The sequence below is a fragment of the Pseudomonas fluorescens genome, from assembly GCF_001307275.1.
Taxonomy (GTDB): Bacteria; Pseudomonadota; Gammaproteobacteria; order Pseudomonadales; family Pseudomonadaceae; genus Aquipseudomonas; species Aquipseudomonas fluorescens_AA.
Window position 1 is genome coordinate 2,658,466 of record NZ_CP012831.1, and the last position, 15,002, is coordinate 2,673,467.

Annotated in this window: 13 protein-coding genes; 9 read left to right on the top strand and 4 right to left on the bottom strand. The window is 60.4% G+C overall.

Annotation, left to right across the window (positions count from 1 at the left end):
• From glmS to AO356_RS11765, 3 genes are all read left to right on the top strand, one after another.
• Positions 1–1,833, top strand: a complete 1,833-nt coding sequence (glmS, locus tag AO356_RS11755; RefSeq protein WP_060739918.1) for a glutamine--fructose-6-phosphate transaminase (isomerizing) — start codon at positions 1–3, stop codon at positions 1,831–1,833.
• Positions 1,834–2,160: 327 nt separating this feature from the next.
• Positions 2,161–2,619: a helix-turn-helix domain-containing protein gene (locus AO356_RS11760; RefSeq protein WP_060739919.1), complete on the top strand. Its 459-nt coding sequence runs from the start codon at positions 2,161–2,163 to the stop codon at positions 2,617–2,619.
• Positions 2,612–3,868, top strand: coding sequence for a type II toxin-antitoxin system HipA family toxin (locus tag AO356_RS11765; protein WP_060739920.1), 1,257 nt, complete (start codon positions 2,612–2,614; stop codon positions 3,866–3,868). Before AO356_RS11760 ends, AO356_RS11765 begins: the two co-directional genes overlap by 8 nt.
• Before the next feature lie 3 nt (positions 3,869–3,871).
• Here the strand turns inward: AO356_RS11765 and AO356_RS11770 are convergent, their stop codons facing one another.
• Together AO356_RS11770 and AO356_RS11775 are read right to left on the bottom strand one after the other, a co-directional pair.
• On the bottom strand, positions 3,872–4,579 hold the full coding sequence (locus AO356_RS11770; protein WP_060739921.1) for an NUDIX hydrolase: 708 nt from the start codon (positions 4,577–4,579) through the stop codon (positions 3,872–3,874).
• A complete protein-coding gene (locus AO356_RS11775; RefSeq protein ID WP_060739922.1) occupies positions 4,569–5,126 on the bottom strand; it encodes an adenylyltransferase/cytidyltransferase family protein in 558 nt (185 codons plus the stop codon). Before AO356_RS11775 ends, AO356_RS11770 begins: the two co-directional genes overlap by 11 nt.
• A gap of 182 nt (positions 5,127–5,308) precedes the next feature.
• Here AO356_RS11775 and AO356_RS11780 point away from each other — a divergent pair, with 182 nt between their 5' ends.
• The 3 genes from AO356_RS11780 to nadE are packed head-to-tail and all read left to right on the top strand — an operon-like array spanning position 5,309 to position 8,027.
• Entirely contained in the window at positions 5,309–5,956 is a 648-nt protein-coding gene (locus tag AO356_RS11780; RefSeq protein ID WP_060739923.1) for a nicotinamidase, read from the top strand.
• Positions 5,957–5,965: 9 nt separating this feature from the next.
• Positions 5,966–7,195: a nicotinate phosphoribosyltransferase gene (gene pncB, locus AO356_RS11785; RefSeq protein ID WP_060739924.1), complete on the top strand. Its 1,230-nt coding sequence runs from the start codon at positions 5,966–5,968 to the stop codon at positions 7,193–7,195.
• 1 nt (position 7,196) lies between these two features.
• Positions 7,197–8,027: an ammonia-dependent NAD(+) synthetase gene (nadE, locus tag AO356_RS11790; protein ID WP_060739925.1), complete on the top strand. Its 831-nt coding sequence runs from the start codon at positions 7,197–7,199 to the stop codon at positions 8,025–8,027.
• A gap of 62 nt (positions 8,028–8,089) precedes the next feature.
• Here the strand turns inward: nadE and AO356_RS11795 are convergent, their stop codons facing one another.
• On the bottom strand, positions 8,090–9,979 hold the full coding sequence (locus AO356_RS11795; protein WP_060739926.1) for a methyl-accepting chemotaxis protein: 1,890 nt from the start codon (positions 9,977–9,979) through the stop codon (positions 8,090–8,092).
• Positions 9,980–10,166: 187 nt separating this feature from the next.
• On the opposite strand from AO356_RS11795, the gene nudK reads away from it, so the two are divergent.
• Complete coding sequence (nudK, locus tag AO356_RS11800; protein WP_060739927.1) at positions 10,167–10,763, top strand: GDP-mannose pyrophosphatase NudK; 597 nt, start codon at positions 10,167–10,169, stop codon at positions 10,761–10,763.
• Between the two features lie 13 nt (positions 10,764–10,776).
• Here the strand turns inward: nudK and AO356_RS11805 are convergent, their stop codons facing one another.
• Positions 10,777–12,990, bottom strand: a complete 2,214-nt coding sequence (locus AO356_RS11805; protein WP_203225780.1) for an LTA synthase family protein — start codon at positions 12,988–12,990, stop codon at positions 10,777–10,779.
• A gap of 335 nt (positions 12,991–13,325) precedes the next feature.
• Here AO356_RS11805 and AO356_RS11810 point away from each other — a divergent pair, with 335 nt between their 5' ends.
• Together AO356_RS11810 and AO356_RS11815 are read left to right on the top strand one after the other, a co-directional pair.
• Positions 13,326–14,228 (top strand): LysR family transcriptional regulator, encoded by a 903-nt coding sequence (locus AO356_RS11810; RefSeq protein ID WP_060739929.1) that lies wholly within the window; start codon positions 13,326–13,328, stop codon positions 14,226–14,228.
• 125 nt (positions 14,229–14,353) lie between these two features.
• Positions 14,354–14,980, top strand: coding sequence for a glutathione S-transferase family protein (locus tag AO356_RS11815; protein WP_060739930.1), 627 nt, complete (start codon positions 14,354–14,356; stop codon positions 14,978–14,980).
• Positions 14,981–15,002: the final 22 nt, after the last annotated feature.

The window sequence follows — 15,002 nt, forward strand, 5'->3', positions numbered from 1 at the left end:
ATGTGTGGAATTGTCGGCGCCGTTGCTGAACGCAACATCACAGCAATCTTGCTCGAAGGCCTCAAGCGCCTGGAATACCGCGGCTACGACAGCGCCGGTGTGGCGGTGTTCACCCACGACGAGAAGCTCGAGCGCATGCGTCGTCCGGGCAAGGTCAGCGAGCTGGAGCAGGCGCTGGACGCCGAACCGCTGCTCGGTCGCCTGGGTATCGCCCACACCCGTTGGGCCACCCATGGCGCGCCGTGCGAGCGTAACGCTCACCCGCATTTCTCCGGCGATCTGGCGGTGGTGCACAACGGCATCATCGAAAACCACGAAGCCCTGCGTGAACAGCTCAAGGCGCTCGGTTATGTGTTCACTTCGGACACCGACACTGAAGTCATCGCCCATCTGCTCAACCACAAGCTCAAGGACCTGGCGGACCTGACCGTGGCCCTCAAGGCCACCGTCAAGGAACTGCACGGCGCCTATGGCCTGGCGGTCATCAGCGCGAAACAACCTGATCGCCTGGTCGCAGCCCGCAGCGGCAGCCCATTGGTGATCGGCCTGGGCCTGGGGGAAAACTTCCTGGCTTCCGATCAGTTGGCGCTGCGTCAGGTCACCGACCGCTTCATGTACCTGGAAGAAGGCGATATCGCCGAGATTCGCCGCGACAGCGTGCAAATCTGGGACATCGACGGCAAAGCCGTGGAGCGCGAGACCGTTCAATACCGCGACGGTGCCGAAGCCGCCGACAAGGGCGAGTTCCGCCACTTCATGCTCAAGGAAATCCACGAACAACCGGCCGTGGTGCAGCGCACCCTGGAAGGCCGCATGAGCCAGAGCCAGGTGCTGGTCCAGGCGTTCGGCCCACAGGCCGCCGAACTGTTCGCCAAAGTACGTAACGTGCAAATCGTCGCCTGCGGCACCAGCTATCACGCCGGGATGGTCGCCCGTTACTGGCTCGAAGAACTGGCTGGTATTCCGTGCCAGGTCGAAGTGGCCAGTGAGTTCCGTTACCGCAAGGTGGTGGTGCAGCCGGACACCTTGTTCGTCACCATTTCCCAGTCCGGGGAAACCGCCGACACCCTGGCGGCCCTGCGCAACGCCAAGGAACTGGGTTTCCTCGCCAGCCTGGCGATCTGCAACGTCGGCATCAGCTCGCTGGTGCGCGAGTCCGACTTGACCCTGCTGACCCAGGCCGGTCGTGAGATCGGCGTGGCGTCGACCAAGGCGTTCACCACGCAATTGGTGGGCCTGCTGCTGCTGACCCTGTCCCTGGGCCAGGTCCGCGGCACGCTGGACGAGGGCGTCGAGGCCAAACTGGTGGAAGAACTGCGCCGCCTGCCGGCCCGCCTGGGCGAAGCCCTGGCCATGGACAGCACCGTGGAAAAAATCGCCGAACTGTTCGCCGAGAAGAACCACACCCTGTTCCTCGGGCGTGGCGCGCAATTCCCGGTGGCGATGGAAGGGGCCTTGAAGCTCAAGGAAATCTCCTATATCCACGCCGAGGCCTACCCGGCCGGTGAACTCAAGCACGGCCCGCTGGCGCTTGTGGATAACGACATGCCGGTGGTCACCGTGGCGCCGAACAACGAGCTGCTGGAAAAGCTCAAGTCCAACCTGCAGGAAGTGCGCGCCCGCGGCGGCCAGTTGATCGTCTTTGCAGACGAGCAAGCCGGCATGACCAACGGTGAAGGCACCCACGTGGTGCACATGCCGCACATCCACGACATCCTGTCGCCGATCCTCTACACCATCCCGTTGCAGCTGCTGTCGTACTACGTCGCGGTGCTCAAGGGGACTGATGTGGACCAGCCGCGGAATCTGGCGAAGTCTGTGACGGTGGAGTGAGTCGTCCACCAAGGGCCAGGCTTCTTGGTGATCCTAGGTAATGAATCTGGTCGGGTTTAGCACTGCTAAACCCGCTCATTCGTTCAGCCGCCTCGGTCCCTACAAATGGATGACACCTATCCCGACCCTTCACCGAACAGCTGAAGAAAAAACCGACCTGACATCTGCGCTGATCTTTGAGTAACCAAGATTTGGCTTGGAAGGTATTTTTCGATTTTCTTTATGAATATGAAAAAATACTTTCATTTTTTCTCGTTGTTGGCAGATTCCGATCATCCATGTGCTAGTATTTTTTCAAATCCTCAAAGAAATTGAAAAAATACTGCCATGCCGAAAAAAACAGCACCCCTCATGCCATCCGCTGAGCGGCTCCTGCGCCAGCTTGGCGAACGGATCGAGCTGGCTCGTAAGCGCCGTAAGATCACTGCGGCGCAAATGGCTGCGCGGGCGGGCATGAGCGCTCCCACGTTGAGGGCGCTGGAAAGTGGCAGTCCTGCTGTGACCATCGGGGCCTACGTTTCGGTATTGGTAGCCTTGGGGTTGGAGAAGGACCTTGAATTGCTCGCACGCACGGATGAATTAGGCCGTGATCTGCAAGATGCCGAATTGAAAGGGCGTTCTGCAGTCGAGCACATCAAGCCAAAAGTACGGCTGCCCCAGTTTCATTGGGACAATCTGGTCAGCGTCTCGGCAAAAGAGAACAGTTCTACCTCACCAGCCGCTGACAGCCGAAGCCAGACAAGCTCTGAACTGGCTAAGAAGCTTTTAGGGGACGACGATGCCTGAAAGGATTTTCGTCTACGCAGACTGGAATGAAACAGCCCCCGTACTGCTTGGAACCCTTCATTCCCGCAGATTGGCAGGATCCGAGCGTATGGAGTTCGAGTACGCGCGGGCTGTTCTTCAAACCCTTCACACTCAGATTGCGATCGACCCTCGGATTCAGCCTTACGAAGGGCGGCAATATCCAACGAGAAATTGCTTTGGGTGCGTATCGGACTCCTCGCCTGATCGATGGGGGCGACTGTTGATGGATCGTCGCTTGGAGCGGGACAAAAGAGCAGGAGTCGTACCGCAGGACGCACGGCTGTTTGACTCGGACTATCTCATCGGGGTTCACGACGCCTACCGGGTAGGGGGACTGCGTTTCAAAGTCGAGGAAGAAGGAGCGTTCCTTGACGACCATGTGGAGCATGCCGCTCCCCCGATGGCCCGCATGCGTGAGCTTGAAGAGGCTTCGCGTCGATTTGAAGCTGGAGAGGATCGGGGGGCTCAGGGTCAGGACTGGATTCGAATGCTCATTGCTCCAGGTGGCTCTCTGGGTGGAGCGAGGCCCAAGGCAAGTGTAGTAGATGACGAGCACGCGCTCTGGATAGGAAAATTTCCCAGTAATAGAGACACCCACGACGTGGGCGGCTGGGAGATGGTCGTCAACACATTGGCCCAAGGCTGCGGGCTCTATGTGGCTGAAGGAAAAGCGCAACGGTACGCGAGTGAGTACCACTGTTTCATGGTTAAGCGCTTTGACAGAACAGCAACGGGTGGTCGACTTCACTTTGCTTCAGCGATGACCCTGACGGACCATCAGGATGGTGATGGGCATGAGACAGGGGCCAGTTACCTGGAGATTGCAGAGGTATTGGTCAGGGAGGGGGCCGCTGCCGACGTGGATCTTCCCGAGCTTTGGCGAAGAATTGTCTTCAACATGCTGGTTTCGAATACTGATGATCATCTACGAAACCACGGCTTCCTATTGGAGCCAGGGCGCGGTTGGCGTCTTTCGCCTGCGTATGACATGAACCCTGTCCCTGGTGACACTGGCTTGAGGCTCAACGTTTCAGAGGCCGATAACGCCATAGACCTTGATCTGGCAATGAGCGTGGCCGGTTATTTCCGCGTCTCCGCTGACGATGCCAGACAAACCATCGAGAGGTTCCAGGGCGTCGTCAGAAAATGGCCCAGGGTCGCACGGTATCTGGGCATCTCAAGCAATGAGCAGGAGCGGATGGCGCCAGCATTTGCGCTGGCCCCCTAAGCACTATTCCAGAAAGCAACGATCAAAAAGATAAACGGCTCCCGGCTTGAGGTTTTCCACCGTGCGTTGCGGGCGGCCGCCGTCGCCGCTTTTCTTGCGGCCGGTTTCCTGCAAATAACCCGCCTCGGTCATCTTCAGCAAACGCTGGCGCATGCTGGTCTTGAGCACCGGGCGGTCGAGTACCACGGAGAAAATGCTCACCGCTTCCGGCGCGCTGAATTCCGGGCCCAGGAACATCAGCGGCAGGCTGCTGTAGAGGGCTTTGGACAACAACCGTTCCTGGACGGCGGCCACCAGGCTGTTGTGGTCGAAAGGGAGTTTGATCGAGGCGTCGGCGACATCCTTGAGGGGGAAAAACCCCTGGTGTTCGGCGAGCTGGACCGCCTCGCTGACAATCGCCAGGTAGAACGTCGAGGATGACCAGCAGCGTGGGTCGCGGAAGGCGTCGCCGACGGTACCCACCTGTTCGATCCAGGCCAGCGGCATGCCCACTTTGCTCGAGCTGCGCAGGCGCTCCACGGCGTCGTTCAGCGTGAGATCTTCGACGTCACCATTGACCACGATCCCGGGCAGCGCCCAATGGCCGGCGAACGGCTCGGCTTCCCGTCGGTTCAGGAGGATTTCCAGCGCCTGGGTCTCCCGGCAGAAGCGCAGCACACAGAGGTCGATGGTGTGCAGGTAACCGCGGGCGGGGGCTGTGCTAGTGGGCATGTCGATTTCCGTGGGTAGCGTAAAGGTCATAGTTTAACGGGTTCATGCCGGGTGCCATCCAGTCGCTGGGAAGCGGCTCGCCCAAGGCCAGCCGTTCGCGAACCACGGTGCTGCGCACGTGGATCTTTTCCTCCACGCGAAGGATGGAAAAACGCTCCAGCAATTCCTGCCCGCGATAGAAGGTCGGCAGCAGGTCCGCGACATCCTGGCCCACCACCAACGCGATCCGCTTGCCGTCCAGGGCCAGGCTGTCGGCGAGGTGGGCGAGCAGGGTGTAGCTGTAGATCGCGCCTTCAACGCCGCGGGCCACGACCTGTTCCACCCGGCTTGCACGCACTTCGGCGCGGCACAGCGGCTGAACGTTTTCGACGATCGATTCCAGCCAGTTCAGGCGCACCTCATAGTCAACCATTTGCTTGCCGTAGGGATGCCGCAAGCTTGGGACCACCAGCACGCGTCTGGCCTGGCATGAGGCCTCGATCATCACCTGGGCATGACCGGCGTGAGGGGGATTGAAGGCGCCGCCATAAAGGGCTATCTCGAACATGGCTCATCCTCTGTTAGTACATGACATGTACTCTATCAGCAAAATCTTTTTTGTGAAAACCCGCTTTCTGTTTAACCAATTGGTTTGGATAGAAAGGGCACGTCAAAAATATTTTCTACGGATGGCTTGTTATGAAAGTACACCTTGTGTACTCTCGTGGCCATGAAGAGGAGAAACCCAGCATGAACAGCCTGACCCGGAAAACCGCTTCCTTCGATGTCGATGCGCAAAAGAGCTTCACGCCGCTATGCCCCGATGAGCTTCCGGTGCCGGGTGGTGATCAGATTGCCGGTGAGCTGAATTTCATCGCGTCCCTGGCCAGCCTCCGTATCGGCAGCAAGGACGCCCATTCGCCCCTGGCCCCGTGGGTGGTCGCCGATCACGCACAGATGTTCGTGCCGACCGGGCTCGAGCACGCCGACATCACCTGGGTCAGCCACTGCGTCCCTGGTACCGAAGGTTTCGCCCTGCTGGATCAACTGCCGACCCCGTACGACTACGACTATTTCGTCTGGAAGGGGGTCGAGCCGGATTTGCACCCGTACGGCGCCTGCTACCACGACCTGCACGGCAAGCTGTCCACCGGGGTGATCGAGTACCTGAGGGGCCTGGGAGTGGAGCAGGTCATTGTCGGCGGGCTGGCGCTGGATTTCTGCGTCAAGACCACCGCCCTGCAACTGGCCGCCGCCGGCTTCAAGGTGATCATTCACCTCCCGGCCTGCCGGGCCATCAGTGAGGAGGGGGCGATTCAAGCCATCCAAGACATGCAGCAAGCGGGGATCTCGGTTGCCGCGACCCGCGAAGAAACCATCCGCCTGGCAAACCCATAAGGAAAAGACATGGACAGTGCATTCGATTCAAGCAGTGGCACCATCCAGAGCCTTCTGGATACCGACTACTACACCTTCACCATGATGCAGGCGGTCTTGCACCAGCACCCGAATGTCGAGGTGGAATACCAGTTCATCGTGCGTTCCAAGGAGCGGCTCGGTCACCTGATCCCGGACATCCGTGTCGAACTGGAGAAGCTCGCCGGGTTGCAGCTGCGCGAAGGGGAGCAGCGGTTCCTGTTCAACAAGCGTTTCCGTGAGTACCTGACCCCGGACTTCGAACAGTTTCTTGGCCTGTTTCGCTTCAATTTGCGTTACATCCACGTTGCGGAAGTCGATGGCCAACTTCACATCCGCGTCCGTGGCCCGATGCTGCACTGCATCATGTTCGAGCAACCGGTATTGGCGATGGTCAGCGAACTGCGCAACCGCGAGAAATACCCCGAGGTCGAGTTGGCCGACGTCACCCGCAAGTTGTACCAGAAGTTCGAATGGCTGGAGAAAAATGCCAGCCGTGAAGAACTCGCCGAGTTTCGCGTTTCAGACTTCTCCACCCGGCGGCGGCTGTCGTTCAGGGCCCAGCGTGAAGTGGTGAATGTGATGCGCAGCGATTTTCCTGGGGTCTTTGTCGGCACCAGTAACGCTCACTTGGCCTACGAGTTCGATCTGCCCCTGATTGGCACCATGGCTCACCAATGGCTGATGGTGCACCAGCAACTCGGGCGCTTGCGCGAGAGCCAGAACGCGGCGTTGGAAAACTGGGTGCGCGAGTATCGCGGCCGCCTTGGTATCGCCCTGACGGACTGCATCAGCACCGACTTTTTCCTCAAGGATTTCGACCTGTACTTTGCCAAGCTCTATGACGGCCTGCGCCAGGATTCCGGTGATCCGATCGTCTGGGCCGACAAGGTGCTGGGGCGCTACCAGGAACTGGGCATCGATCCGCGTACCAAGGACCTGATGTTCTCCGATGGCCTCAATTTCGAAAAGTGCCTGCCGATCCTGCGTCATGTTCGCGGCAAGGCCAAATTCGGCTTTGGCATGGGCACCAGCCTGGCTTGTGATGTCGACGGTGTCGAACCGCTGAGCATCGTCATGAAACTGGTGCGGGTCCACGGCGAACCGGTGGTGAAGTTCTCCGACGACCCGATCAAGAACGTCTGCGAGGATGTCTCGTTTCTGCGGTACGCCGCCCAAGTGTTCAACGTCGCCCTGATCAATCCACAGTTGGGAGCTTGATATGACTTCGTTTCAGCAAGAGAGCATTGCCCAGGAGCTGGGCATCGACCGCCAACTCACGCAGGGCGGCGAAGCAACCGAGATTGCCCGCCGCGTCGAGTTCATAAAGCAGATCTTGCGCGAGTCGGGTTGCCAGTCCCTGGTCCTGGGGATCAGTGGCGGCGTCGACTCCCTTACCGCCGGTCGCCTCTGCCAGTTGGCGGTGGAGCAACTGCGGGGTGAAGACTACGCGGCGCGGTTTATCGCCGTCCGGCTGCCGTACAAGGCCCAGGCCGACGAGCAAGACGCCCAGGCTTCCCTGGATTTCATCCGGCCGGACGTGATCACCACCAGCAACATCGCCGCGTGTGTCGACGGGCTGATGGGCAGCATCGCCATCGATGGCTTGCAGCCTTCGGCCGAACTCACCGACTTTGCCAAAGGCAACGCCAAGGCCCGGGCACGGATGCTGGCGCAATACGCCATCGCCAACTTAAGCAACGGGTTGGTGGTGGGCACCGATCATGGGGCAGAGGCGGTGATGGGGTTTTTCACCAAGTTCGGCGACGGCGCGTGCGACCTGGCACCGTTGTCCGGGCTGACGAAGACCCAGGTGCGATTGTTGGCCGACGCGATGGGCGCCCCCGCGCACCTGGTGCGCAAGGCGCCGACCGCGGACCTGGAAGACCTGGCGCCCGGCAAGTTGGACGAAGTGGCGTATGGCTGCAGCTACGAGGAAATCGACGCGTACCTGATGGGCCAAGAGGTGTCGCCCCAGGCGCGACAGATCATCGAGCACGCCTACATCAAGACGGCCCACAAGCGCGCATTGCCCCGCGTTCCGGCCTTGTAGTTGGAGCCCTTTATTCGTGCCAGGACCGGAGCGATCGCCGCCAATCCGGTCCTGGATGACGTTCAGATCTTGAAGGTATTGACCATTTGTTGCAGGCGGCGTGACTGATCTTCCAGTTCTGTGCAGGCCTGCAAGGTGGATTGCAGGTTGCCGACCATTTCCTGGTTCAGGTCATTGATGTGGCTGATGTCGCGATCGAGGTTATCCACCACTGAGGTTTGCTCTTCGGTGGCGGTGGCCACCGACAGGTTGATCTCGTCGATCTCGCCAATACCTAGCAGCACGCGATCGAGCCGTTCGCCCGCGAGCTTGGCAGTATTGACGTTGTCGTCGCTGTAACGCTGGCTTTCGAGCATGGCGCTCACCGCGTTGCCGGCATTTGCTTGCAACGCCTCGATCATGCCGTGGATTTCCTGGGCTGATTGTTGGGTGCGATGGGCGAGCGTGCGCACTTCGTCCGAGACCACCGCAAAACCGCGTCCGGCATCTCCGGCGCGGGCGGCCTCGATGGCAGCGTTAAGGGCCAGCAGGTTGGTCTGGTCAGAGATGCCTTTGATGACGTCGAGAATACGTCCGATCTTCAGCGTTTTTTCATTCAGGCTTTCGATGTCCTGGCGCGTATTGACCACTTGCGACGAGAGTTGCGACATGGCACTGATACTTTGCTGCACCACAGACTGGCCTTCCCGGGTCCGATCTCTGGTGTCAGAGGCGCGGCTTGACGCGTGAGCGGCGCTACGAGCGATTTCCTGGGCAGCGGCCCCCAGTTCATTGATCGCCGTGGCAACGTTATGGGTCAGCGCCGCTTGAGTGTCAGAGCTTTTCAGGGAAGAGTTGGACGCCTGGCTGACCTGTGATGCCAATTGAGTGAGCTGGATACTGGACGCCAGGACTTCTCGGATCGATTGTTGGATCCGTTCGACGAAGCGGTTGAACCCTGCTGCCATCAGGCCGAACTCGTCCCGGGACAGGCTGTGCAGGCGTTGGGTCAGGTCACCTTCGCCATCGGCTATGGATTGCATGGCTAAGCCCATGCTGCGTAAAGGTCGCATCAGGGCGTTGATCAGCAGGCCGAGCAAGCCGACCATGACCAGCATCGCGATCAGGGTGGCGATCAGCGCCGAGGTGCGAAACTCATGGAGTGCGGCGTAGGCTTTGTCTTTATCCACGGAAAGTCCGATGGACCAGTGCAGCGAGGGTAGGCCGTCGATCGGCGTAAAAGTGACGATCCGCGCCTGACCGTTTTCCTGCACTTCATTCAAGGCCCTGTTGATACTCGGCGGGCCTTCGGGGAACGCTTGCGCCAGTGTCTGGGTAACCCGCGTGCTGTCCGGGTGCACCAGGATCTTGCCGTCGTCGCTGACCAGGAAGGCATAGCCTATGCCGTTGAGGTCCACGGCATTGATGATTTTCGCGAGTTGTTCCAGGCTCAGGCTCGCACCCAGTACCCCAACGGCTTTGCCATTGACCTTGATCGGAGCCGCTTGGGTCATGATCAGATAATCGATACCCGCACCGATGTAGGGTTCGGTGAGCACGGGTTGAAGGGTGCGAGCCGCGTCTTTGTACCAAGAGCGTTGGCGGACATCATAGCCATCGGGCATCACCCGTTCGGGATGAATAAAGAACCGACTGTCTTCAAGACCGACGTAGCTGGCTATGAAGGTCTTTGTAATGATGTCCTGGGATAGAACGCGGCTGATGGTGTCCGGCGTGGGATGAGCGGCGACGGTTTCGGCGGCACCTTCGATCAACAGGATCCGGCCGGCCAGCCAGCTGCCGAGGTTCGCACCCAGCAACTGGCCCGTGGCCTGCAGATTGCTGTGCAGTGCTTCGCGGGTGCTGGCTTCCTGGCGATGGTCGTTGAACAAAGAGAAAGACAGAAATACCGTCATCACGATGGCGCAGGCACCAAGAAGAATCTTGTGACCGAATTTCAGATGGATGCCCATGAGGAGTTCTCGTCTGGCTTGTTTTTATTTATGCATCCCCGCAGGCCCAGGGCTGGTCGAAGAGTTAACGAGCGGGCAGGTTTTGTCGAACGAGAAAAGACGATGGGCCATCGTGGTTTTTTTTATGGGCACCGAACACCCGAACAGGATTTTTATGCCGGGCCCCGGGGCCGGAATGGAGTGATGAATGACACAGGCAATCAGCATCAAGGATCGCGTACGCATCAAGCACGTCGAAGTCCTCTCGGACGATTGGTACGTGCTGCGCAAGACCACCTATGACTACCTCGGCCGCAACGGCCAATGGCGCGAACTGACGCGCGAGACCTATGACCGCGGCAACGGCGCCACCATCCTGCTGTACAGCAAGGCCAAGCAAACGGTGGTGTTGACCCGGCAGTTTCGCTTTCCGGCTTTCGTCAACGGGCATGATGACCTGTTGATAGAAACCTGCGCCGGCCTGTTGGACAACGACGACCCGCACACCTGCATCCGCAAGGAAACCCAGGAGGAAACCGGCTACATCATCCAGGACGTGCGCAAGGTGTTCGACGCCTTCATGAGCCCAGGCTCGGTGACTGAGCGGGTGCATTTTTTCGTCGGCGAATATTTCGACGAAGACAAGCAGCACGAAGGCGGTGGCCTTGAAGCCGAGGGCGAAGAGATCGAAGTGCTGGAGCTGTCCCTCGACCAGGCCTTGGGCATGATCGAGAGCGGGGAGATCTGCGACGGCAAGACCATCATGTTGTTGCAGTACGCCAAGCTGCATCGGTTGCTGGATTAGCCGCGTTTTTTGTTCAACTGGATTGGGCCTCGCTGTCTTCCTGCATATCGTCCAGGTATTGCGGCTGGTCCGTCTGGTCCGGCAGTTCGGTCACGACGCTGAAGTCGCTGATCTCGATGGCGCCGACGCCATGGCCGAGCAGATGGAAGGAAAACGCCTTGCGCTGCTGTGGGTTGTCGAAACTGATGTTCATTACCAGCGGCTGGTCGGGTGTCACCGCCACCTCGGTCGGCAGGTCCATTGGCACATCCTGCTCGAACTCCTTGGCCTTGAGGGAGATGTAGGCGGCATGGTCGGCCTCTACCGCACGGATGGTCAGGCTGACGCGGGTCTGTGAACCCTTGGGCATTTCCAGGTATTGGGCACCGATCAGGTTGTCGGTCCAGTCATTGGTGACCTGGGCCGGCAGCGGGATTTTATCGGCGCTGCCGAACTGATAGTGCTGGTTCAGGGGCGTGCGCATCAGGGTCTGGTCCAGGGCCGTGGCCCGGGCGCTGATCAATCGGGCGCGCTGGCCGCTGTATTGCCCGCCATAGGTGGCGCGGTCGGCGATGAAACCTTCGCTGCTGTAGTAACGGCAATGCTGGAGGAAATCGCATTCGGTGAATGTGCCCTTGCCGTCGTGGTAGCGCAGCTTGCCATTGGTGAACGACATGATTTCCCGGCCCGTCGGGTAGTCCCTGAACATCGAGCGACCGGACAACGACGTGGGCACCGTGAAGCCGAAGTAATCGAGGATCGAGGCGGTCAGGTCCACATGCCCGTAGGTGCCTGACTTGATCCGGGGCAATGGTTCCGGCGCCAGCGTCAGGTTGAACCCCCAGGACGAGGCCAGCCGCACATCGTCGATGCCATGGGATTCGTCCGAGGTGATGACCACCAGGGTATTGTCCAGGATGCCCTGGCGTTCCAGGCCCGCCAGGAAGCTCGCCAGTGCGTCGTCCAGGTAACCCACCGCCGCCTGCTTGGCGGTGTCGTAGCGTTGCAGGTAGTCATCCGGCGCCGAGTAGGGCTGGTGCGTGCCAACGGTCAGCAAGGTCAGCATCCAGGGCTTGTCCGCTTGTTGCAGTTGCCCTACGTAGTCCAGCGCGCCTTCGAAGAACGTCTTGTCGTCCTTGCCCCAAGGGAATTCCAGGTAGGCGGGGCGAGTGAACCACTCCATGCCCAGGGTCGTGTCGAAGCCGATGTGCGGCATGATCCGGTCCTTGGCCATGAACCGCAGGCCCGCGCCCTGGAGGAAATGCGTGGAAAAGCCGTTCTGGCGCAACTGGGCCGGGAGGCAGGCCTGGTTGCGCTGGGTCTGGTTGAGCATTTCGACGCCTTTGGGCGTGCCGTCGTCGAGTTTGTCGTAGTCGCCACACAGCATCGCGTACAAGCCACGAATGGTCTGGTGGCTGTGCAGGACGTAATCGGGGGTGTTCATGCCTCGCTCGGCCCAGGCGCTGAGGTGTGGCATCAGGTTTTCCTGATAGCGGCTGTTCAAGGCCTGGCGGTTGGCACTCACGTAGGCGCCGGGAATGCCCTCCAGGGCGATGACCAGGACGTTGCGCGCACGCCCCGGTTCGGCCAGCAGCCTGTTGCCATCGAGGTCCAGGCGGGTCAGCCCCGCCATGGGCGGGGCGGGGTCCACGGCATCGCCGTCGAGCCATTGCCGGGCTTGGTCCTGCCCGGCCGCGACACCTGCGGTGACGAGTTGGTGAGGCAGGTTGAACACGTTCCATTGGTCCGCCTCACTGGGGCGCCAGGTTTGCAATGCGCCGTGGCTCAACAGGAGCAACACGGGCACGGCCCAGGCGTGGCGAGGCAAGCGTGGCGTCAGGTGTGGGCGGCTGGTCCATTGGGTCATCAGCCAGAACGCCAGCGCGGCCAACTGGATCGCGGCCAGCCACGGATGGGCGAAGCCGCCGCTGGTGGAGTTTTCAACGAACTGCGGGTCGGTCAGGTAATGAATGTCCGAAGGATTGGGCATCCGCCCCACCGCACTGACCAGCTCGATGCTAGCCAGCGTCAACGCACTCCAGGCCAGCAATACCGGCAGCACCAGCCACCAGGGGCGACGATAAAACAACGCGATCAGTAACCCACCGACGCCCAGGTCCGACAGATAGCCCAGCGGGTCGGACCAACCCAGGGCGAGACGCAGGCCCATGGGGACGAGTAATACGCAGCCAATCAGGGCGATGAGGGCGGCGCGGGGGTGGGTTGAAGCGCGATAAAGAATATTCACGAGAAACGGGCCTTTCTGTTGAAGCCAATCCATTGAACGACACACCCACCCTGTAGGAGCGAGCTTGCTCGCGATAGCGGTGTATCAGTCCATATGGCATGTGACTGACTGACGCCATCGCGAGCAAGCTCGCTCCCACAGCAGGTTCTTCCTTCGGTCATGAAACTGTCATGAGGAGGGATGGTACCAAGGGCAATCGCCCCTGGCCGAGCCAATGTCCCGGTGTCCGGCTGCGCTACGCTGTGGTTCACTGGCGCAGGCCTCTACAATGGCGGCGCAGCGCTGCTTTTGAGGCGCGCGGAAAACTTGTATCAGGATTTCTCATCGGGGGATGGATGGACAGGTTCCAGGAAATGCAGGTTTTTCTCGCCGTGGCCCAAGAGTCGGGTTTTTCGGCGGCGGCGCGGCGCCTGGGCCTGTCGGCGGCCAGCGTCACGCGGGCGGTGGCAGGGTTGGAACAACGCATCGGCACGCCATTGCTGGTGCGCACCACCCGCAATGTGTACCTGAGTGAAGCCGGTCAGCGCTTTCTCGAGGACTGTCGGCGGATCCTGAGCGATTTGCAGGAAGCCGAGGATTCGGCGGCCGGTAGTCACGTTCAGCCCCGTGGGCAATTGACGATCACCGCGCCGGTGCTGTTCGGCCAGTTGTTCGTTACGCCGCTGCTGGTGGATTACCTGCATCGGTTCCCAGAGGTCAGCATCAACGCTTTGCTATTGGACCGTACGGTGAGCCTGGTGGAGGAGGGCATCGACGTTGCCCTGCGCATCGGCGAGCTGCCGGACAGCAACCTACACGCCGTTCGGGTCGGTGAAGTACGGCGAGTGGTGTGCGGCTCCCCGGATTTCTTCGCCCGCCACGGGCGGCCCCGGCATCCGGATGACCTGGAGCGAATGCCCGTGGTGGCGTCGTCGGCCATTGGCCAGGTCAAAAGCTGGACCTTCATCGACTCAGGCCAACCGTTGGCCGTCCGGCCCGTGCCTCGGCTGGTGGTGACGGCCAACCAGGCGGCGATCACCGCCGCTTGCCAGGGGTTGGGAATGACGCGAGTCCTGTCTTATCAAGTGGCAGGCAACGTGGCCGCCGACGAACTGGAAATCGTCCTGGCCGATTTCGAATTGCCGCCTCTGCCGATCCATGTGGTGTACCAGGGCGGACGCAATGCGCCGGCGCGGGTCCGCAGTTTTGTCGATTTTGTCGTCAGTGCATTGCGCGAACATCCAGCCTTGAGCGGCTGACGCATTGTTTCTCTGGCTGAAACAATGGATTGCATTTCTGGGTGATTCTCTTGTTTTGGCCCGGAGCGGAAGATGACCCCATCGACGCCGTTGTGCTGATGGCGTCACTTCCTGCGGAGTCGACCATGAACCCTATCAAGCACTATCACTTCCCGCTTTCCGGCCATTCCCATCGCGTTCAATTGATGCTTTCGTTGCTCGGGCTACCGGTCGAGGAGGTCTTCGTCGACTTGGCCAAGGGCGCGCACAAACAGCCGGGTTTCCTCGCGCTCAATACGTTTGGCCAGGTACCGGTCATTGACGATGACGGTGTGGTGCTGGCGGACTCCAACGCAATCCTGGTGTACCTGGCGCACAAATATGGCAAGGGCCGTTGGCTGCCCACCGATCCAGTCGGCGCCGCGCGGGTGCAGCGCTGGTTGTCGGCGGCGGCCGGGCCGATCCATGCGGGGCCGGCAACGGCGCGACTGATCACGGTGTTTGGCGCGGCCTACAACGCCGAGGACGTGATTGCCCGTTCCCACGCTGTGCTGAAAGTCATCGATCAGGAATTGAGCCGTCGTGATTTTCTGGCGGGTGATACGGCGACCGTCGCGGACATCGCCGGCTACAGCTACATCGCCCACGCACCGGAAGGCAATGTGTCGTTGGAAGACTATGTCCATGTGCGGGCCTGGCTGGCGCGGATCGAAGCCTTGCCCGGGTTCGTGGGCATGCCGCGTACGGTTGTCGGGTTGCAAAAGCACGCCTGAAACAGACCCGGTGGTGAGGGGG